The following is a 20,181-nucleotide window of genomic DNA, read 5'->3' as shown; positions in this document are numbered from 1 at the left end:
CCTGACTCAAGGCCGTTTTCACAGTGATCATTCAATCGCCCAGGGCGTGGGTTGCGTACCAGCGAGCAACTGCGCAAACGTGTCTGCCGGCAGCGCCTTGCTGAAAAAGTAGCCCTGGCCCTCTTCGCAGTGGTGGGCCTTGAGAAACGCCAGTTGTTCGGCGGTTTCGATGCCCTCGGCGATGACGTTCAGGCCCAGGCTCTTGCCCAGGTTGATGATCGCGCTCACCAGCGCAGCATCGCTGCGGTCGTTGCACAGGTTGCGAATGAACGATTGGTCGATCTTCAGCACATCGATGGGAAACCGCCGCAGGTAGCTCAGGCTGGAATAACCGGTGCCGAAGTCGTCGATGGCCAGCCGCGTGCCCAGCGTTTTCAGGTGGTTAAGTGCTGTCATCGTCGCTTCGACGTTTTGCATCAGCACGCCTTCGGTGATTTCCAGTTCCAGCCACTCGGGCGCCAGACCAGTCTGTTGCAGTACGCGTTCGATGCCGGCGACGAAGTCACGCTGGCGAAAATCGATGGGTGAAGTGTTGACCGACATGCGGATTGGCGGCAGTCCGGCCAGTTGCCAGGCACGGGTCTGCCGACAGGCTTCAGCCAGCACCCATTTGCTCAACGGCACGATCAGGCCACTGTCCTCGGCCACCGGGATGAAGTCCGCCGGATAGACCCAGCCATGCCCGGGTTTTTGCCAGCGCAGCAGTGCTTCGGCACCCACCACGGCGGCCGTGCGCAGGTCGATTTTCGGCTGATAGTGCAGGACGAATTCATGTTCCTGCAGGGCGCGGCGAATGCCCGACTCGATGCTGTGCTGTTCCCGGGCGTGCTGGTTCATGGCTTCGATAAAGAAGCCGATGTTGTCAGGCCCCAGTTCCTTGACGTTGCGCATCGCGGTCTCGGCCTTCTTGATCAGCTCGGTGGCTTCGAGGCCGTCATCGGGGTAGACGCTGATGCCGACGCTGGCAGTGACGCTGACATCGTGACCGGCAATCGTCTGCGGCAAGCGAATGGCCGTGAGGAGTTTTTCCGCGACGGCGTGGGTTTGCTGAGGGTGGTTGATGTCGCCGAGGATCACTACGAACTCGTCTGAGCCGTAGCGAAACACCGAGTCCGAATCACGCACACAGGTCAGCAGTTGTCGGGCGACCCGTTTGAGCATCTCGTCGCCCGCCGGATGGCCCAGCGCATTGTTGATGCGCTTGAAGCGATCCAGGCCGAGAAACATCACCACCAGTTGTTTGTCATGCCGTCGGCACACCGCTATGGCCTGGCTCAGGCGATCACCGAGCAGGGTGCTGTTGGGCAGTTCAGTGAGGCTGTCGTATTGCAGCAGGTGCGAAACCTTGAGCAGTTCGTGCACCCGCGCCTCGATGGTTCGCTCAAGGCTGAGCATCTTCAGCGCCGCGTCTTGCGCCAGTTGCCATTTCCACGTCAGGGCGTTGGCCATCTGGCGGATTTCCAGACTGTCGAACGGCTTTTTCAGGATCAGCAACTGGTCGCCAAACTCCAGCCGTTCGGCCATCGCCTCCCAGCTGTAGTCGCTGTAGGCGGTGCACAAGGCGATTTGCAAATTCGGGTCGACTCGCCACAGTTGCTCAATGGTTTCCAGGCCGTCCCAGCCGGGCGGCATGCGCATGTCGATAAAGGCGAGGGCGTAGGGATTGCCACTGGCCAGTGCCCGGTTGACCAGCGCCAGCGCTTCCTGGCCCTGATAGGCGGAGTCGAGCTGGAAGCTCAGGTGCGGCGTCTGCTGAGTGCCGAACAACGTTTGCTCCAGTTGCTGCAAATCCGCTGCGTCTGAAACCTGTGGCGCAAGGATCTTGCGAAAGTCATCGTGGATCGCCGGCGTGTCGTCGATGATCAGGATGCGCCGGTTGGTCTGGGGAAAAGGCGCTTTCATGCCTCGTCCTCCTTCGGTGCGAGGAGGGAACTGTCTTTGAGCAAATGCCCGGCCTGTTCGGCGCTGACCGCCGCGCTGAAATACAGGCCCCGGGCTCTGGGCAGCGCGGCTGCGGCAGAGGGTGCGCGCGGCTGCTCCGGCGATGGCTGGCCTTCAGCGATGATGCCGATGCCCAAGTCCCGGGCGAAGTTGACGATCGCGCGCAGGGCATTGGCGCCGGCGACATCGTGGGCGGCACTGTCGACGAAACTCTGCGCCAGTTTGAGGTGATTGACCCGGTAGGTTTTCAGATAGTCGAACGATGAGTATTCGGTGCCGAAATCATCGATGGCGATGGCCACGCCCAGTTCACGCAGGCGCGGCAGCGCATCGTTGTGCGTCCACTTGGTCTGGGCCAGCGTGGCCTCGGTGACATCGAAGCGCAGCTCCCAAGGGGCGAGCTCCCAGCGGGCGGTGGTGCGTAGCACGTTGTAGATCAGTTCCGGGCCGCTCTTGAGTTGCGCCAGCGAGAGTTTGATCGCCATCACCGGCGGCGCGACGCCTTCGTTACGCCACAGATGCATCTGCTGGCAGGCGTGATCCAGCACCCAGCGTCCGAGCGGAATGATCGCGCCGGTTTTCTCCGCAATCGGCACGAAGTCGGCGGCCGCCAGCAGACCGCGACGGGGATGCTGCCAGAGGACTTGCGCCTCCATGCCGAGAATTCGGCCGCTGTGCAGATCGATTTCCGGCGCATACCGCAGCATCAGTTCATTGCTCTCGAGGGCGGTCATCAATTCGCTGACGAGGGTCATGCGTTCGGCCACTTCCCGGGAGATTTCCTCGGAGTGGAAGTGGTACTGGTTGCGGCCCATTTCCTTGGCGCGGTACAGCGCCATGTCGGCCTGCCCGAGCAGCGCGTCGGCATCGAGGCTGAGGTCGCTGTAACTACTGATGCCGATGCTCACCGAAATATGCAACGCATTACCGGCCAGGTGGTAGGGCGCCAGCAGCGTGTCGCGGATGTTGGCAGCCATCGTGGCCGATTGGGTCGGGTCGCTGACGTCCAGTTGCAGGATCGCGAATTCATCGCCGCCCAGGCGCGCCACTACGTCACTTTCGCGGACGCCGAACTTGATACGCCGGGCGACCTCCTGCAGCAGCAGATCGCCCACCGGGTGGCCCAGGGTGTCATTGATCCGTTTGAAATGGTCGAGGTCCAGGTAGAACACCGCGAACGGCATGGCGCCCCGTCGCGCGGCAGCAAACGCCTGATGCAGGCGTTCGATCAACGTGGCGCGATTGGCCAGGCCCGTCAGGCCATCGGAGCGCGCGAGCAAGGCCAGTTTTTCCTCGGCCAGGCGGCGTTCGGTGATGTCGAGGATGATGCCTTCGACTTCCAGCAGGCGGCCGTCCTGATCGCGCACCGGAATGTAGCGGTTCTCCACCCAGCGCCAGGTGCCCTGGCCGGTGCGCATGCGGAATTCGATGGACGCGCCCGACGCATGCCGATCCAGCACCCGGGCCATGGCCGCATCGACGTTCGCCTGATCGTCCGGATGAATCAGTGCCTGCGCCCAGTCGGGCGACCCCACCAGATCGGCGGCGACATGACCGTAACGGGTGATGTTGTGGGAGATATACATCAGCGCAAACGAGGGTTCGCCGCGCAAACGGTAAAGAATGGTCGGGCTGTTCTGCACGATCATATTGGCATCGGACAGCTCGCGGGTGCGCTCCTGCACCGCAGCTTCCAGCAGGGTCATCTTCAGCTCGGCGTCTTCGGTCATCTGCCATTTGACCGTGAGGGCGCTGGCCATCTGCCGTATCTCGATGGCGTCGAAGGGCTTTTTCAGGATCAGCAACCGGTCGTTGAGCGCCAGACGTCGGTCGATGTCCTCCCAGGAATAATCGGAATAGGCCGTGCACAGCGCAACTTGCAGCTTGGGGTCGATCTGCCACAGCCGTTCGATGGTCTCCAGGCCATCCCAGCCCGGCGGCATGCGCATGTCGATGAAGGCCATGGCGTAGGGACGGTTTTGCGCCAGTGCGGCCTGGAGTTTTTCCAGGGCTTCGCGGCCCTGAAACGCCGAATCCAGTTCGAAATGTTGGGATTGCTGTACTGAAGGGGTGCCGAACAGCAGGCTCTCGGTTTCGCCCAGACCATCGTCGCCGGGGATGACCGGACAGAGAATCTTGGCAAAATCGCCATGGATTGCCGGGCTGTCGTCAACGATCAGCACACGGCGATTGATGTGCACGGTTGCTGCTGTCATGCCGCGCCGCCCGTGGGGAGGCATGCTGTGATCATCCGGGGCATCCTTTTCCCTCGCCATTTGCCTGCTTGTATCAGCCGATGGTGTCTTGCGCTGTCTTCAGCATAGTCGGCTCCTCGGTACTACGCTTTCGGCCCCGGACAAAGATCGGCGTGAATGCCGGCGAAAATCATCTAGCCTTGGACTCAGGCGCGGACCGGCGCAGTGTTGGCTCGGTGCGTCGTAATTTCCCTGTTTGCTTGAGGCCATGCCATGGAAGAGCCATCCGCGCCGATGCCGGCGCATCGACCCACAGTGCTGCTGGTCGACGACGAGGAGTCGATCCTCAATAGTCTGCGTCGCCTATTGCGCGGCCAACCCTACGATCTGCTGTTGGCCACCAGCGGCGCCCAGGCGCTGGAGCTTCTCGCGCAGCAGCCGGTAAATCTGGTGATGAGCGATGCGCGCATGCCGGGCATGGATGGAGCTTCGTTACTGGCGCATGTCCGTGAGCGTTATCCGGCGACTGCGCGGATCATGCTCACCGGCTATGCCGATCCGGCGGCGATCATCAAAGCCATCAATGACGGGCAGATTCACCGTTACATCAGCAAGCCGTGGAATGACGAGGAGCTGCTGCTGATTCTGCGCCAGTCCCTCGAACACCAGCATTCCGAGCAGGAGCGCCAGCGTCTGGAACGCTTGAACCGGGTGCAGAACGACCAGTTGAAACTGCTCAACAGCACCCTGGAAAAGCATGTCGCGGCGCGCACCGCCGAACTGCAGCAGACCGCCGACATGCTTGATCTGGCGTACGAAGAGCTCAAGCACAGCTACGTCACCGGCACTGAAGTGTTCTCGCTGCTGGCCAATCTGCGCTTGCCACCTGCCAAGCAGACCAACCGGCAGATCATCGAACTGGTGCGCAGCTACTGCAAACAGCACGGGCTGGACGAGGCCACCAGCCGCGATCTGACCATGGCTGCGGCGCTGTACAACATCGGCAAACTGAGCTGGACCGACGCGATGATGACCACGCCCTCGGATCTGCTGCGCCATACCGAACGCGAGCGCTATCGCAGTTATCCGAAGCAGAGCGAATCGTTGCTCATGACCCTGGATCCGATGAAGGATGCGGCGCGTCTGATCCTGCATCATCAGGAGCGCTGGGACGGCAGCGGTTTCCCCGACCGGCTCAAGGGCGAGGGCATTCCGTTCGGTTCACGCTTGCTGAAACTGGCGGTGGATTTCGTCGAGTTGCAGCGCGGTCTGATCCTTGAGCGGCAGATGAACAGCGATGAAGCGCTGCTGTACCTGCGCCAGTACGCCGGACGTTTGTACGATCCCGATCTGGTCGAAGACTTCATTCAGGTGTGCGCGGCGTTCCTCAGCGACGTGACGCTGGCCGATCCGTCGGTCAAGGTGCTGTCTACTCGGGATCTGGCGGCGGGGATGATTCTGGCGCGCAATCTGAATGCCGATAACGGCATGCTGCTGCTCAACGCCGGCAAGGTGCTCAGCGCGCTGCTGGTGGAAAAGCTGATTGCGTTCGAAGCCATGGAGGGCGGCAAGTACACGATTTTCGTCAAGGTGCCGGAGGAGGTTGAAGCTACGCTCAAGGCTCAGGGTGAATGATTTACGGGGTGACCTCAGCGGCGCTCGCATGGGATCCTTGGGGTTTTTCACGCTGGTGGCTGCCCCATGACTTCTGTATCCCTTGTTTCTGCAAACCTGATTCGTATAGCCGCCGCGCTGTTGCTCAATCCCGAAGGCCAGACCCTGCTGGTGCGCAAGCGTGGCACCACGGCATTCATGCAACCGGGCGGCAAGATCGAGGCGCATGAGTTGCCGGTGCACGCGCTGGCCCGCGAGCTGGAAGAAGAGTTGGGGCTGCAGATCGATCCTGCGCAGGCCAGGTTTCTCGGCCAGTTCTCGGCGCCTGCAGCCAACGAGCCGGGGTGTGTCGTTCAGGCCGAGATCTTCCAACTGACCATCGACGCTGAAGTCACGCCGGCCGCAGAAATCGAAGAAGTGATCTGGGTCGATCCGACCACTGATCCTGCTGTCGTTCTGGCGCCATTGACACGCGACCTGATCCTGCCGTTTTATCGCAACTCGCTGAGCGCAATCGCCTGATCATCCACGCAAAGGACTTTGCCATGATCCCGCTGCAAGACCTGCTGATTTTTGCCGCCGCTGCCCTGCTGATGGTGCTGACGCCGGGGCCGAACATGATCTACCTGATCTCGCGTTCGATCTGTCAGGGACGCAAGGCCGGGGTGACGTCGTTGCTCGGCGTGGTGGCGGGGTTCTTTGTGCATCTGTTTGCGGCGGCGGCCGGTTTGACCGCTGTGTTTCTGGCGGTGCCGATGGCCTACGAAGTGCTGAAATGGGCCGGCGCGCTGTACCTGCTGTGGCTGGCCTGGCAAGCGGTGAAGCCTGGCGCACGCTCGCCGTTCCAAGCGCAGCAATTGCCGGCGGACTCGTCGCGCAAGCTGATCACCATGGGCTTTCTCACCAGCGCGCTGAACCCGAAAATCGCCGTGTTCTATCTCTCGGTATTTCCGCAGTTCATCACCCCTGAACACGGCTCGGTGTTCACCCAAAGCATCATTCTCGGCCTGACCCAGATCAGCGTGAGTTTCTGCGTCAATCTGCTGATCGCGCTGTTCGCGGCGGGCATCGCCTCATGGTTTGTGCGCAACCCGACGTGGCTGGCGCTGCAACGTTATTTCATGGGCTTCGTCCTCGGCGGCCTCGCTGTGCGGCTGATGCTTGAGCAACGCAGGACGGCTTGAACATGTGGATCGAACGGCTGGACGCCAGTCATGCTCTGGCTTACCGCGAACTGATGCTCGAAGCCTATGACCGCCATCCGCAGGCCTTCACCTCAAGCGTGCGCGAACGCGCGGTGATGCCATTGAGCTGGTGGGAAGGGCGCCTGACCAGCAAGCTCGACGTGGTGCTTGGCGCGTTTGAAACCGGCACGCTCGCCGGTATCGTTGGTCTGGCCTTCGAACCACGCGAAAAGGCTCGCCATAAAGCCACGTTGTTCGGCATGTACGTCTCGGCGGATTTTCGTCAGCACGGCCTGGGGTATGAGCTGGTGCAAGCGGCCATTGCCGAAGCGCAAAACCACCCGGCGCTGAAACTGCTCCAGCTCACCGTGACCGCCGGCAATGACGCGGCATTCAAGCTCTATCAGCGCTGCGGCTTCATCCAGTTCGGCCTCGAACCACTGGCGGTGCGGGTGGGCGAGGACTATTTCGACAAGATCCATATGTGGCGCGAGATCTGAGTTCACACTGGTCCCTGTGGGAGCGAGCCTGCTCGCGAAGGCAATCTGACAGTCACTATTTGTGTGTCTGATACATCGCTTTCGCGAGCAGGCTCGCTCCCACAAGTGACTCAGCGCACGGCGCTGACCCCGTCCAGGGTCGAGAACGACGTGTCCTTGGCCGTCAGCAGAAAATCACGCATGTACGGCGCATCGAGCATGTCGGTACGAATCGCCGCGTACAACGTCGCGAACAAGCCTTTTTCCCCCAGCCGTTTGCCCTTCACGTAACCGCGCGAGCTGTATTCATGCAACGCCCAGTGCGGCATGCCGCAGACGCCACGGCCGCTGGCAACCAGTTGCATCATCATCACTGTCAGCTCTGAAGTGCGCACTTGGGCTGGCTCGATGTCGGCCGGTTCCAGGAAGCGCGTGAAGATGTCGAGGCGGTCGCGTTCCACCGGGTAGGTGATCAGCGTTTCCGTCAGCAAGTCTTCGGGGACGATGTACGGTTTGCTCGCCAGCGCATGCTGATTGGCCACCGCGAGCATGGCTTCGTAGGTGAACAGTGGCACATAAGTGATCCCGGCGATTTCCAGTGGATCAGACGTCACCACCAGATCCAGATCGCCACGGGCCAGCGCCGGCAACGGAGCGAAAGCGAAACCCGAGGCGAGGTCGAGTTCGACTTCCGGCCAGGCATCGCGGAACTGGTCGATGGTCGGCATCAGCCACTGAAAGCAGCTGTGGCATTCGATGGCCATATGCAAACGCCCGGCGGTGCCACCGGCCAGCCGACCGATATCCCGTTCAGCGGCGCGTAACAGCGGCAGGGTCGCATCGGCCAGTTGTAGCAGGCGCAAACCGGCACTGGTGAAGCGCACCGGTTTGGTCTTGCGCACGAAAAGAGCCATGCCCAAGCGCTCCTCAAGCTCCTTGAACTGGTGCGACAGCGCTGACTGCGTCAGGTGCAAACGGTCGGCGGCATCGACCAGACTGTCGGCTTCGCGCAAGGCATGCAGGGTTTTCAGGTGGCGGATTTCAAGCACCGATGGCTCCATGAGGAAAACTTGTGATTAACGCAAAGAGGGTGAGTTTGTCTCAAGTTGAGAGCGCTGTCGACGATTACACCTTTTTACGCGTGCAGTCTCGAAGTCGCCTGCCATTCCCTGATCGTTTCAACGGCTCAACGTGGGTTCCGTTGTCGAACCATTGGCTGCGCGAACACCTCTCCGCGCTACTGTCAGATCTGACAGTAGCGACGGGCGGTAGCACGTGTGGATTCAAATCCCTTCGAAATGCTGCAAAACAATCGACTGTGCGGTGATTCTGGAATCGAGCAGGGTCGGGTCGTCAGCGTGAGTCAGGTGGCGATGCGCCGGCAGTTTCAGATGAGCCCTTTCGAATTTGCGCAAAGGTCGGGTCGCCGAGCGGTAATGGAAATGTGCGTACCAGAGCAGTTGCTCAGGTTCGCGCGTGATGTTCCAGATCTCATATTCCTGCAGGTAGTCGGGTTGCCCCTGATGGTCGGTGATGCGCCGGATCGCAAGGGGTCTGCGGATCACTACGGCGTTCTGTCCGATGAGGTCATCAAGCATACCGTCGGTGGGCTTCTGACTGGTCAGTGAGTATTGGGTGCGCAGGGCACGACCTTCGACGATCAGCTCAGCGGCCTGATCGCGCAATTGCTGAATGATCGGCTGCTCTGGCGACTTGGCGGCGATGCGATTGGCGCGGGTATTGAGCTCGCCTGCCTGGCTGGTCATCATGTGTTCCAGGTTGACAGGGAGCATGTCCCGGTCGGCGTTGCTCTGCACTTTGGCGCGGTAAGCTGCCACGTTATCCAGACGCTGCTGTGCTTCGGTGAGCAGTTTGGCCAGACTCAATGCGGCGGGCGAACGGGTTGCGATGTTTTGCGGATTGGTCAGGCGTAATCTGCCATCGGCGCCTTGTTCCCAGATCTCTTCATGGCCACCAGGCCCGGTACTTTTATATTGTCGGGTCTGGGTCGCACTGTCCCATTGCTCGACGCCATGGCGCAGTTGATTGTCTTCCGTGATGAACACACGCTGTTGCGGTTGTCCTGCAACGCTTGGCCCGGGCGGTTTGTTGATCCCGGCGCGCGCCCGATCGGCCAGTCGGTCAACGCCTTCAAGCAATGGCTCGACCACTTCCAGATGAAAGAATTGCGGATAGCTGGCGGTCCAGGCGGCCATCTCGCGACGGTACTCGACACAGACGTCGACGCACTCCTGAAGAATCCGGTTACGTTGGGCGACCGTGCCAAGAATGTTCGGCAGGTCGTACTGGCTGTACAGGACACGGTCGATGTTATTTCGAAGTGGCTCCGCCAGTTCCAGCAGATAGAGCCACGACGCATCATCGGGACTGCCGGCTTTCTTGACGATCTCAAGGCGTTGAGAGGTTTTCAGGTACAGCAGGGATGTATCGCTGTGCAGAACGTTGATGTTGTCGACGAGTGCGGACATCTTCGGCCGGTCTTTGGCAAGCATACGTTCATACCATTGATTGACCTGCTCCTTGAACCCTTCCATATGGTCGAGCTTTTTCACGATCTCGACACGCAAGACACGTATCTCTTCCATGATTTCCAGGCGCCGGGCCAGTGTGCCGTCTGGCAGAGCATCGCGTACCTGCTTGAGCTCCTTGATCTTCAGTGTCATGGCGTGAACATTGTGCGATGCGTGAACTGCGCGCCGCCGATAGCGATCGGTCAATAACCATGCGGTCTTGCTTTGCATATCGGCGACTTCCCTGCGCTTTCTGCGATGGGCCACCTCAGTCAGCTCGGTCAACGTCTGGTAACGCTGTTGGGCTAATTGGATATCGCCGACGCAGGCGGCTTCGACCGCCGGCCACATGGCGGGGCGTTCCGCTACAGAGGCGGCGCGGTAGGCGTTCAGTACCAGGTCGCTTTTTGCACCTCGGGCCTGCAGTTGATCAGCCAGTTCGTCAGCGGCGGCGGTCAGTTGATGGTGACGGCGAAAGTTTCGATCCACCAGCCAGCGCGGCAGGCGCTGCCGAATCGCCGGTGGCCAGTAAGCATCCAGCGTATCGGCGACACGCCCGGCAATATTGCCGCCACCGGCCAAGCCGCTTTCAAGGGGCTCCCCGTAGACGCCGAACCAGGTGTCCCATTGCCCGTTTTCATCCAGTGCGATCGGCTGCTTGTAAGTTTTTCGCGAGTTACCGGACAGACGCCAGCTGCGCGAATCCCGGCTCAGCTCCACTGGGTAGAGGCGACCCTGACGTTCAATGAAATCACCGTCGGCATGCCGGTAGATCCCGCGGTAGAGGCCATGGCTGGCGGGTTCTGTGCCTGTCAGGGAAATCGGCTTTTCATATTCGTAATCCTTGAAGCGCGCCAGCACATGCCGGGCGTGACGCTGCGTTTTGATCTGCAATGCCGCCACGTTGCGGACCACCGCGTGAAGTTGGCGCGCCCGAGTCAACGCGCGGGTCGTGCGCGAGAGAGTCGAGGCGGCTGCTTCGCCCGGGAGCAAATCCATGAAAGCGTCGACCAACGACAGCAACATCGACTCGATTTCCACCAGACCGTCAGCCACGTCGCCACGCAGAAATGCAGCGACGGCCTGATTGGCAGCGGTCCAGGCCTGATAAAGCGCCAGCACACTGCCGACGAAGGGCACCATCCCCAGCGCCATTTTTATGTAGTTGAAAGCGCGCGGACCTTTCAGGGCATAGCGCTCGAAGAACAGTTCATCGTTGGAGCGCGACGTGCCGCGATGGGCTTCGATCAACCGGCCCATGTGAGCATCGAGCAGGTGCGCTGCCAGCGAGGTACTTGCCGGCCAGCGCACGCCCACTTCAATAATGGCGTCGAAGTTTTTTTCCACGGCCTGGCCGATACGGCTGATATGAGCCCTGACGTTGCCCTGCAACGTCCTGCCCGCCAGATACTCGATCCACTTGTCACTCCCGCACAACCGGAACAGCCCTTTGCGCGCCGCTTCAAGATTGTCGTAGCGGCGGAAAAACTGCCCGTCCTGGCTGTCTGGCAGATACAGCAAAGTGACGCCGCTGATCTGTTCTTCGATCAGGCTGACGCCGGACAGGGTTACCGGCCCTTCGCCGGGGGTATCCTTGCCGCCCGCTTTCAGAGCGACCGGCAGCAGGACCAAGCGCTTGCCGTTGGCTTGCCACGCGTCTACGGTGCTGGCATCGATGGCGATGTTCAGCAAGGCGGACTCATCACGGCTGAGATGTTTTTGCAGGCGGGCAGTCTCGCTTTGTATTTTGAGCATCAGCCGCCATGGCTCGATCAGGCTTTCCCGGCGATGCTGTTTGACGAAGAGCGACTCGCTGCTTGCGCCCCTGAATGCTTCATTGATCTTCTGTTCATACGCCTTGGGCAGATCCAGTTCCGGCAGCACCTTGCGCAGATACCTCAGGTTGATGCCGTTGAGCAGGCGGGAGCGATCCGTTTTATGCGTCGCGGTGACCTCCAGGCGCAGGAAGACCAGGCGTTGCGACAGCGAGTCATTGAGCACTGATTGCACATTATCGATATTCAGCTGGGCCAGATCCTCAAGTGACATTTTGCTGCGGGACTTGCCAGGGACAATGACGGTGGTTTTGCGAATGCCACCGGGCCCTGCCTCAGGAACCTGTTCGGTAGTGGTCGAGTCGGGCAACTCGACTTGTATGGAAAAATGGCCTTCAAGGGAAAAATCCTTGCGCAGTCGGGCGTACAGGTGTCGGCGGGTGAAGTCGTCACGCGGTTCCAGCGCGAGCGTCATAAGGGCGTGGCTTGTGCGCATCGCTGCGATATACGCCTCGATGTTGTGTTTCAGCCCGTTACGCTCATTCTCGTTGAGTCTGGTCAACCAGCCTGGCCGATGGCCGGCGAGGGTGGCGGTGCGTTCCTGCTCTTGCAGGTGAGCAAAGGCCAGGCTTCGGGCGTCGTGCAGCGGAACCTGCACAGTGGCGAGACAGCCTTGGCGCAGAATTTCCAGGGCGTCCGCCTGCTCGGGCTGACCGCGCAGAAGGGTGGCTTTTGATTCGAAGTCGGTTATCAGCTCATTGAGGCAGTGATGCAGCGGGTCTGTGGTGAGCGGGCTCAGTTGCAGGGTCAGATCGCTGGCGTGGTCCGCAATCCTGAACACCTCGTGCTCCAGTGTCTGGCGATCAGCAAAGCGCTGCAGGCCCCCACCGGTGCCTGGCCAGTAGAGCAGCAGACTGGACGTCGATGCCCGGTCCGTGAGCATCACCTGGCGTCCGATCACCAGCACGCCTTTGAGCCGTTCACTCTGCGTCGTACGTATCTCGTCCTTGGTTTCGGTCAGTGACAAGGTCAGGCTCGCTGCCGTGATGTCCGGGTCGCGTTCGGCGGCAACAGGGTTGTCCAGCACGGCTTTGAGCAGATCGTGATCGGCGCTGTCGAGTTGGCCCAACGCCGCTTGCAGATTGCCTTCGGCATACAAGCCATCCCGGTGCGCCTGACGCAGGGCCGTGAGCGCCGTGTTGAAAGTGCTGACGTCGAGCGGATTGTCGCGGTACAGCAGGGATGAGGCGGCGGTCTCGCCGGCTTGCTCAGCGGTTTCCAGCGTTTTGAGGGCTTCCTTGCATTGCCGATATCGAGCACCGTCGCCATCGTTGCTCTGCAAGCGTTCAAGCGCATCGCGTTCGCGTTTGAGCGCTGCTTGTCGCGCGGCCAGTGGAATGCCGGCCGACAGGCTGCCGAACAGCGATTCGTCCTCCATCTCGCTATCACTGCCGGGCGTGAGCGGTTTTGGCGGGGCCGCCACAATGATCGCGCTGCTGCGTTGATGATCGATCAGGTCGACATGTATCAGTGATCGCGCGCCGTGCTCTTTGATCCCGGGAGTGTCTTTGTTGGTATTGCTCAACGCATCGAGTTGCGCGTGGTGTCGACCTGCGAACAGATCGCTTGCCCCGGTGACCATCGGGTCGAGCGCTGCGCTGTAGTCAACGCGCAGTATTTCCTTGGGCAGTCCCGTGGGGATCGGTACCTGACGGGTCAGCCACGTCTGCATTGCTGCGCGTGAATTGAAGGCCTGGATCGATGTGGCGTTGCAGGGCAGATAAAGCAATGGTGCCGCTGTGGACACATCGCCGACGCAGACGACCCATGCACCGGGGAGTTTGACCTTGCTGTCGTTGCTCAGCACCAGCGCCAGTTTTTCCGTATGAATGGGCTGACCATCGACCGTTAGCGCGTCAGCACCTGAATCAATGATCAGTTGCAGCGTTTTGAGTTGCGCCGCGGTAATCGTCTGATGAGCGAGAGCCATGTGCGCAGTGGCTTCGAAATGCGCACGGTAAAGCTGCGTGGCTCGGGTACGGCGCGACACAGGCGTGCGCGGCGCTCGCGCGTCCCAGAACTGTGCCCAGCGAGTCTCGTGACTTTTGCGTGGGTCGAGGGCTTTGAGTTTTTCCAGGAGTTGCAGGGGCTTCAAGGCATACAACGGATGATCTGCGCCGATACCGGTGAGGTCACAGCGCTGATCCAGGTCGGTTTCCAGCGTCGGCTGTTGAACGACAAAGGCACAGGCATCGGTGAGGCTGACGATATGTTCCGGCTGGTCATCGGTGGCAGCAAAGCGCAGTCCGGTTTTTTCGCCATCCAGTTGCAGTTGTTGGCGCAGCAGTTCATTGACGCTGTCGCGCAGGGCTGGGCTGGCGGCAAACAAGTCGCGCAAACCCTCACTGCTGGTGCGCCAGCGTTGGTTGGCCTGCAGCAGCAGACTGTGATCAATCGTTTTCGGCAGGTGCTCGACGGTCTCTGGCAACGGTGACGGTGCGGGGAGCTCATCCAGAATAAGGCGATCGGGCATGGTGGCGTGACTCGCATTGGCGGGGCGGGGAATCCGTCCCTGAGCGGGTCATTCAAGAGAAATCGCGCAAGGCGATGGCGGTACATAGATATTCTTTGCGACCAGCGTCCATGACCGCTCGGCACTCTTCATCAAACTGTCATGGAAGTGTGGCAGCGCGCTTGAACAAACTTCATCAGACTCGCGCTCTACTGGGGTTCTGCGTTTCGGTGTTTTTCATGGTTAAGGCTTTTTTATCGGTCGCGGCTGTTTTGGTCGCGATTTTTTTCGGACCGTCGTCCTGGGCGGCGGCGCGTTGCGACGTCAATGTGCCGACAGAGCACGTTGATCTGCAGCAGGTGAGCCTGGCTTACCAGAGCGTTGGTCGCGCGTCGGATCCGGCGTTGTTGCTGGTCATGGGCCTGGGCGGACAGTTGATCCACTGGCCGGACGAAGTGGTGGTCGCGCTGTGTCAGCAGGGCTTTCGGGTGATTCGCTATGACAACCGCGACGTCGGTCTGTCGACCTGGCGTCAGGCGCCGGCCGAAGCCAATCTGACCTTCGAAGTACTGCGCTACAAGCTCGGTCTGCCGGTGTCGGCGCCCTACAGTTTGACCGACATGGCTGACGATGCGCTGGGCTTGATGGACGCGCTGCACGTTGAGCAATTCCACGTGCTGGGCGCGAGCATGGGCGGGATGATTGCCCAGCACATGGCGGCAATGGCCCCGCAGCGGGTCGAGAGCCTGACCTTGATCATGACCACTTCGGGCGCCGAAGGATTGCCGGCACCGAGTGCCGCGCTGGTTCAGTTGTTGTCGCGTCGCGGCGCACCGAATCGTCAGGTGGCACTGGAGCAACAGGCTGATTTGCTGGCGGCACTGGGTAGCCCGGCGGTCGCGGATGACCGGCAGGCCTTGCTGCATCAAGCCGCGCTGTCGTATGACCGTGCGTTCAACCCCGAGGGCGTGAAGCGGCAGATCATGGCGATCCTTGCCGAGCCGAGCCGGGTGGCATTGCTCAATCAATTGCGGGTGCCGACGCTGGTGGTGCATGGCACTGCGGATCCGCTGTTGCCGGTGATGCACGGGGTTCATCTGGCGGCGCATATTCGCGGCAGTCAGTTGAAGCTGATTCCGGGGCTGGCGCATCGTTTTCAGGAGGCGTTCAAGGCGCCGTTGCTGGCGGCGGTGCTGCCGTATTTGCAGGCGCATCGTGAAGACACCTCGCACTGGGCGCAGATTGAACCGGTGGTGGGCGCGAATATGCTCTAAACAAAAGTGGGCGGTGTTGGTATGGCCCCTTCGCGACCTCATTTGGAATGCGTATCCCTGTGGGAGCGAGCCTGCTCGCGAAGGGGCCGTTACGGTCACCACAAAATCCGGAGCAGGTGTATCGTGCAAACTTTCCCGCACGATTTCCCCTGCGAGGTGTTTGATGAATTCCGCTCTGAAAATCGACTTTGTCAGCGACGTGTCCTGCCCTTGGTGCGTCGTCGGTTTGTATGGCCTGTTACAGGCACTGGAAATTCTGCGCAACGAAGTGCTGGCCGAGATCCGATTTCAGCCATTCGAACTGAATCCGAAAATGGCCGCCGACGGGCAGAACATTGCCGAGCACATTCAAGAGAAATACGGCTCGACCCCGGAGCAATCGCAGAAGAATCGCGAAGCCATTCGCGCCCGTGGCGCCGAGCTGGGGTTTGTCTTTCGCACTGATGGCAACAGCCGCATCTACAACACCTTCGATGCGCATCGCCTGTTGCACTGGGCCGGTCTTGAAGGTGTGCAGTTGGCCTTGAAAGAGGCACTGTTCAAGGCCTATTTCAGCGATGGCGGCAATCCGTCCGATCACCGGCAACTGGTGCAGATTGCTGAAAGTGTCGGGCTGGATCGTCAGCGAGCCGAGGCTGTACTGGCGTCGGACGAGTTTGCCGATGAGGTGCGTGAAGAAGAGCAGTTGTGGCTGCAGCGCGGGGTGAGTTCGGTGCCGACCGTGGTGTTCAACGGGCAGTACGCGGTGACGGGTGGACAGCCGGTGGAGACGTTTGTTGGCGCGATCCGGCAGATCATGGCGGAGTCCAAGGGCGGGACGGTCAGCTGATATCGGTAGGAGCCAAAAGCCCCTCACCCTAACCCTCTCCCGGAGGGAGAGGGGACTGACCGCGTTGTATTTGGCTATCCGCCGACCTGATGCATTGAGTCGATTATGGATTCGGTACTGCACTTTCACGTCGGCGGAGATCTTCAATATTCAGCGGTCGGCCCCCTCTCCCTCTGGGAGAGGGCTGGGGTGAGGGTCAGCTGTGTAACCGAACCCAAACCGTCACCAACACCGTAGCAGCCATCAACCACGCCACCGCCGCCACGGCCAACGAAGCCTCCAGTCGCAGCCGATCCACCATCACATACAACGTCGCCAGATACACAAAGTACGGAATGATCGACCACATGCCGAACACGATCGTGGTCTTCAGATCTTCAATCGAACGCCCCTTGCCGACGATGTAATGCGCAATCAATGCAAACGTCGGAAACAGCGGCACCAGCCCGGCGATGTAGTAGTTTTTGGTCTTCGACAGCGCCGCGATGATCAGCACCACCGCTGCGCCCAGCAAGGCTTTGAAAAAAAGATCCACATCGTTCTCGCTTAATGGCTCAGGCCGTATTTTTTTACTTTGTCGAACAGCGTGGTCTTGGCCATGCCCAGCTCAAGACTGGCCTGAGTCAGGTTGCCGCCGCTGCGTTGCAGGGCGTCGCTGAGCAGGTTGCGTTCGAACGCTTCCACCGCTTCGGCAAACGCCAGGCCTTGTCCACCGCTGCTGGCGCCGGATTTTTTGAACGCTGGCAGGCCGAGGGCAAAACGCTCGGCGACGTTGCGCAGCTCGCGCACATTGCCTGGCCAGTCGTGGCTCATCAGGTTCGACAGGGTCTGGTTGTCCAGCTCCGGCAGCGCGCGGTCGAAACGCAGGGCCGACTGCTGGGTGAAGTGTTCGAACAGTTGCAGGATGTCTTCGCGGCGCTCGCGCAGGGGCGGCAGCTCCAGGGTCACGACGTTGAGACGGTAATACAGGTCGCTGCGGAACTCACCGGCCTTGCTCGATTCGTCGAGGTCGGATTTGGTCGCCGCGATGACCCGGCAATCCACGGCCACGCTCTGGTTCGAGCCGAGGCGTTCGAGGGTGCGTTCCTGCAACACGCGCAGCAGCTTGATCTGCAACGGCAACGGCATGCTTTCCACTTCGTCGAGGAACAGCGTGCCGCCGTCGGCGTGTTCGATCTTGCCGATACGCCGCTTGCCGGCACCGGTGAAGGCATTGGCCTCGTGGCCGAAAATCTCGCTTTCGAAAAGGTTTTCCGGCAGGCCGCCGCAGTTGAGTGCGACGAATTGTTTGCTGTGGCGACGACTGAAATCATGCAGACAGCGCGCGACAAGTTCCTTGCCGGTACCGGTCTCTCCTTCGATCAATACGTTGGCCGAGGTGTCGGCGACGTTGGCGATCAGTTCGCGCAGATTCTGCATCGCCGGCGAGCGGCCGATGATCCGCCCCTCGAGGGAATCGCGTTCGGCCAGTTGGCGGCGCAGCGAAGAGACCTCGCGGGCGAGGCTGCGTTGCTCCAGCGCACGCCGCGCGACGTCGACCAGACGCTCCGGCGAGAACGGTTTTTCCATGAAGTCATAGGCGCCTTTCTGCATCGCGCCAACGGCCATGGAAATGTCGCCGTGGCCGGTGATCAACACCACCGGCAAGCTGCGATCGCGTTGTTTGAGGCGGGTCAGCAATTCCAGGCCATCGATGCCCGGCAGGCGAATGTCGCTGATGACGATGCCGGCAAAGTTGTCGCCGACACGCTCCAGCGCTTCTTCGGCGCTGCCAACGCCGACACAGGGGATGTCTTCCAGCGTCAGCGCCTGTTGGCAGCCGAGCAACACATGGGGGTCGTCTTCGACGATCAGCACACTAAGGTCGTGGTTCATATTGGCTCGGCAGGAGTAGGGCTTACCAACGGTAAACTGAGGACGAAGGTGGTGCCACCGCTGGCGGGGTGTTCGACACCCAGATGCCCGCCGGTGGCGGCCGCGAGGCTGGCGGAAAGGGTCAGACCAAGGCCCAGGCCTTGTTCGCCGGGCTTGGTGGTGAAGAAGGGTTCGAACAGATGCTTGCGCGCTTCGGCGTCGATGCCATGGCCGTTGTCACGCACGCGCAGACGATATTTGCCGTTGAACTCTTCGCCCTCCAACCACAGCTCGGGCAGGGGTTGCGCCTGCATGGCGTCGAGGGCGTTGCCGATCAGGTTGACCAGAATCTGTTCGAGGCGGGTCTGGTCGATCTGCACCTGGACATCAATGAACTGGCGGTGAATGTTGACCGCCGAACTCTCCAGGCGTGCCCCGAGCAATTGCAGCGCTGCCTCCACGGCTTTGCCGAGGCTGGCCTGGCCCTGGTTGTCACCGCGCCGGGCGAACGAACGCAGGCTGGCGGTGATCCGGCCCATGCGGTCGATCAGCTCGTTGATGGTTTTCAGATTGGTGCTGGCGACATCCAGTTGACCCCGTTCGAGGAAGCGCACGGTGTTGCCCGACAGCGTACGCATCGCTGCCAGCGGCTGGTTCAATTCGTGGGCGATGCTGGTCGACATCTGGCCAATGGCAGCGAGTTTTCCGGCCTGCACCAGCTCATCCTGCGCACGGCGCAGGGTCTCTTCGGCCTGACGGCGTTCGCGGATCTGGCTCTTCAGACGCTCGTTGCTGGCGCGCAGGTCGGTGGTGCGTTCGGTAATCCGACGCTCCAGTTGATTGTTGGCTTCCTGCAAGGCTTCGCGGGCCGCGAGGCGAGTGGCGATGACCTTGCGCCGCTCGTTCCAGGCGATCAACAGGAACGCCACCAGCGCAAACGCGACCGCCACCAGAACCCCTTGGTTGATGGCTTCGCGACGCAGGTCCTGCAACGGCGTGAGCAGGGTGAAATTCCACGGCGTGTCGGTCAGTGGCCGGGTCTGCGCCAGATAGCTGATGTCGTCATCGTCGGAGCGCACTTCGCTGTTGGCGGGGAAGGTGAGTTTTTCCACACCTTCGGACAGGGTTTCCCGAGCCAGCGGTTGCAGCTCGTTGAGCGGGAACCAGTAGTACTGCAGGCTGCGCGCGAGTTTTTCTTTGATTTCGTCACTCAGCGGAATCACTGATTTAAGGCGACGTGCCGGATCACTGGAAAGAATGATGATGCCGTTCTCATCGCTGACAAAGGCTTCGAGACGTGCGCGTTGCCAGCGTTCTTCCATGGCTTCCAGGCGCACCTTGACCACAGCGACGCCGATGATCTTGCCGTGCTCTTCGAGGCCGTGGGCGAGGTAATAACCGGGCTCGCCGTTGGTGCTGCCGATGCCGTAGAAACGGCCTGGCTCGCCGCGTACGGCTTTTTGGAAATAGGCGCGGAAAGACAGGTCTTCACCGAGGTAACTGTCGACATCGCGCCAGTTGCTGGTGGCCATGACACGGCCAGTGGTGTCCATCACGTAGATGGCCCGACTGCGGCTGCGCCGGTTCAGGCCTTCAAGGTAATCGTTGACCGCTTGCCGGTTTTCCGGAGTCGGGTCGGCCAGCAGCTGCGACACACTCGTTTCGAGTTCCAGCAGGCTGGGCAGGTAGGTGTATTTGCTGATTTCGCTTTCGACGGCGCGTGCGTTCAGTTCGAGCTGGCGCTGGCCGTTTTCGCTGAGGCTGCGAATGCCAAAATGCTCACTGGTCCAGAAGCCGACGTAACCCAGACCGATCATCAGGATGATGACCAGCGGCGGCAGGAACAGATGACGAATCAGACGGGGTTTCACGGCAAGTGATGGCGGCGCGGCGCGATAGAGATTGGGGTCGCATTTCATCACAGTTGCCTTGGGTCAACCACCACAACAAACTTCACCAATCCCCTGTAGGAGCTGCCGCAGGCTGCGATCTT

At 60.8% G+C, this 20,181-nt stretch carries 13 protein-coding genes; 6 read left to right on the top strand and 7 right to left on the bottom strand.

The features are described from left to right. Positions 1 to 27: 27 nt before the first annotated feature. Together AC3IUF_RS23920 and AC3IUF_RS23915 are read right to left on the bottom strand one after the other, a co-directional pair. On the bottom strand, positions 28 to 1,902 hold the full coding sequence (locus tag AC3IUF_RS23920; protein WP_489279490.1) for a putative bifunctional diguanylate cyclase/phosphodiesterase: 1,875 nt from the start codon (positions 1,900 to 1,902) through the stop codon (positions 28 to 30). Then, positions 1,899 to 4,157 carry a GGDEF/EAL domain-containing response regulator gene (locus tag AC3IUF_RS23915; RefSeq protein ID WP_489279489.1) on the bottom strand — a complete coding sequence of 753 codons (2,259 nt, stop codon included), beginning with the start codon at positions 4,155 to 4,157 and terminating at the stop codon, positions 1,899 to 1,901. The genes AC3IUF_RS23920 and AC3IUF_RS23915 overlap by 4 nt, the downstream gene beginning before the upstream one ends. 252 nt (positions 4,158 to 4,409) lie before the next feature. Between AC3IUF_RS23915 and nosR the strand changes: the two genes are divergently transcribed. The 4 genes from nosR (at position 4,410) to AC3IUF_RS23895 (ending at position 7,434) form a co-directional block, all read left to right on the top strand. Further along, positions 4,410 to 5,771, top strand: coding sequence for a response regulator c-di-GMP phosphodiesterase, NosR family (gene nosR, locus AC3IUF_RS23910; protein ID WP_007916752.1), 1,362 nt, complete (start codon positions 4,410 to 4,412; stop codon positions 5,769 to 5,771). 66 nt (positions 5,772 to 5,837) lie between these two features. After that, a complete protein-coding gene (locus AC3IUF_RS23905) occupies positions 5,838 to 6,272 on the top strand; it encodes an NUDIX hydrolase (RefSeq protein ID WP_007916750.1) in 435 nt (144 codons plus the stop codon). A gap of 23 nt (positions 6,273 to 6,295) precedes the next feature. Continuing rightward, a complete protein-coding gene (locus AC3IUF_RS23900; RefSeq protein ID WP_123376510.1) occupies positions 6,296 to 6,934 on the top strand; it encodes a LysE family translocator in 639 nt (212 codons plus the stop codon). 2 nt (positions 6,935 to 6,936) lie between these two features. After that, positions 6,937 to 7,434 (top strand): GNAT family N-acetyltransferase, encoded by a 498-nt coding sequence (locus AC3IUF_RS23895; RefSeq protein WP_489279488.1) that lies wholly within the window; start codon positions 6,937 to 6,939, stop codon positions 7,432 to 7,434. 110 nt (positions 7,435 to 7,544) lie between these two features. Here the strand turns inward: AC3IUF_RS23895 and metR are convergent, their stop codons facing one another. Then, entirely contained in the window at positions 7,545 to 8,462 is a 918-nt protein-coding gene (gene metR / locus AC3IUF_RS23890) for a transcriptional regulator MetR (RefSeq protein WP_007916739.1), read from the bottom strand. A gap of 234 nt (positions 8,463 to 8,696) precedes the next feature. Beyond that, on the bottom strand, positions 8,697 to 14,252 hold the full coding sequence (locus AC3IUF_RS23885) for a dermonecrotic toxin domain-containing protein (RefSeq protein WP_489279486.1): 5,556 nt from the start codon (positions 14,250 to 14,252) through the stop codon (positions 8,697 to 8,699). 218 nt (positions 14,253 to 14,470) lie between these two features. Here AC3IUF_RS23885 and AC3IUF_RS23880 point away from each other — a divergent pair, with 218 nt between their 5' ends. After that, positions 14,471 to 15,505: an alpha/beta fold hydrolase gene (locus AC3IUF_RS23880; RefSeq protein ID WP_489279485.1), complete on the top strand. Its 1,035-nt coding sequence runs from the start codon at positions 14,471 to 14,473 to the stop codon at positions 15,503 to 15,505. Between the two features lie 163 nt (positions 15,506 to 15,668). After that, positions 15,669 to 16,334, top strand: coding sequence for a DsbA family oxidoreductase (locus tag AC3IUF_RS23875; protein ID WP_489279483.1), 666 nt, complete (start codon positions 15,669 to 15,671; stop codon positions 16,332 to 16,334). A 196-nt stretch (positions 16,335 to 16,530) separates the two neighbouring features. Here the strand turns inward: AC3IUF_RS23875 and AC3IUF_RS23870 are convergent, their stop codons facing one another. The 3 genes from AC3IUF_RS23870 to aauS are packed head-to-tail and all read right to left on the bottom strand — an operon-like array spanning position 16,531 to position 20,107. Further along, positions 16,531 to 16,869, bottom strand: coding sequence for a GlpM family protein (locus AC3IUF_RS23870; RefSeq protein ID WP_007916734.1), 339 nt, complete (start codon positions 16,867 to 16,869; stop codon positions 16,531 to 16,533). Positions 16,870 to 16,880: 11 nt separating this feature from the next. After that, positions 16,881 to 18,209: a two-component response regulator AauR gene (gene aauR / locus AC3IUF_RS23865; protein WP_123376507.1), complete on the bottom strand. Its 1,329-nt coding sequence runs from the start codon at positions 18,207 to 18,209 to the stop codon at positions 16,881 to 16,883. Beyond that, entirely contained in the window at positions 18,206 to 20,107 is a 1,902-nt protein-coding gene (gene aauS / locus AC3IUF_RS23860) for a two-component sensor histidine kinase AauS (protein ID WP_414917052.1), read from the bottom strand. Before aauS ends, aauR begins: the two co-directional genes overlap by 4 nt. Positions 20,108 to 20,181 lie beyond the last annotated feature (74 nt).

It is taken from the genome of Pseudomonas sp. KH_040, from assembly GCF_057839305.1.
Note: the sequence above shows the minus strand (reverse complement) of the source record. Positions and strands in the feature narration are given on the sequence as shown.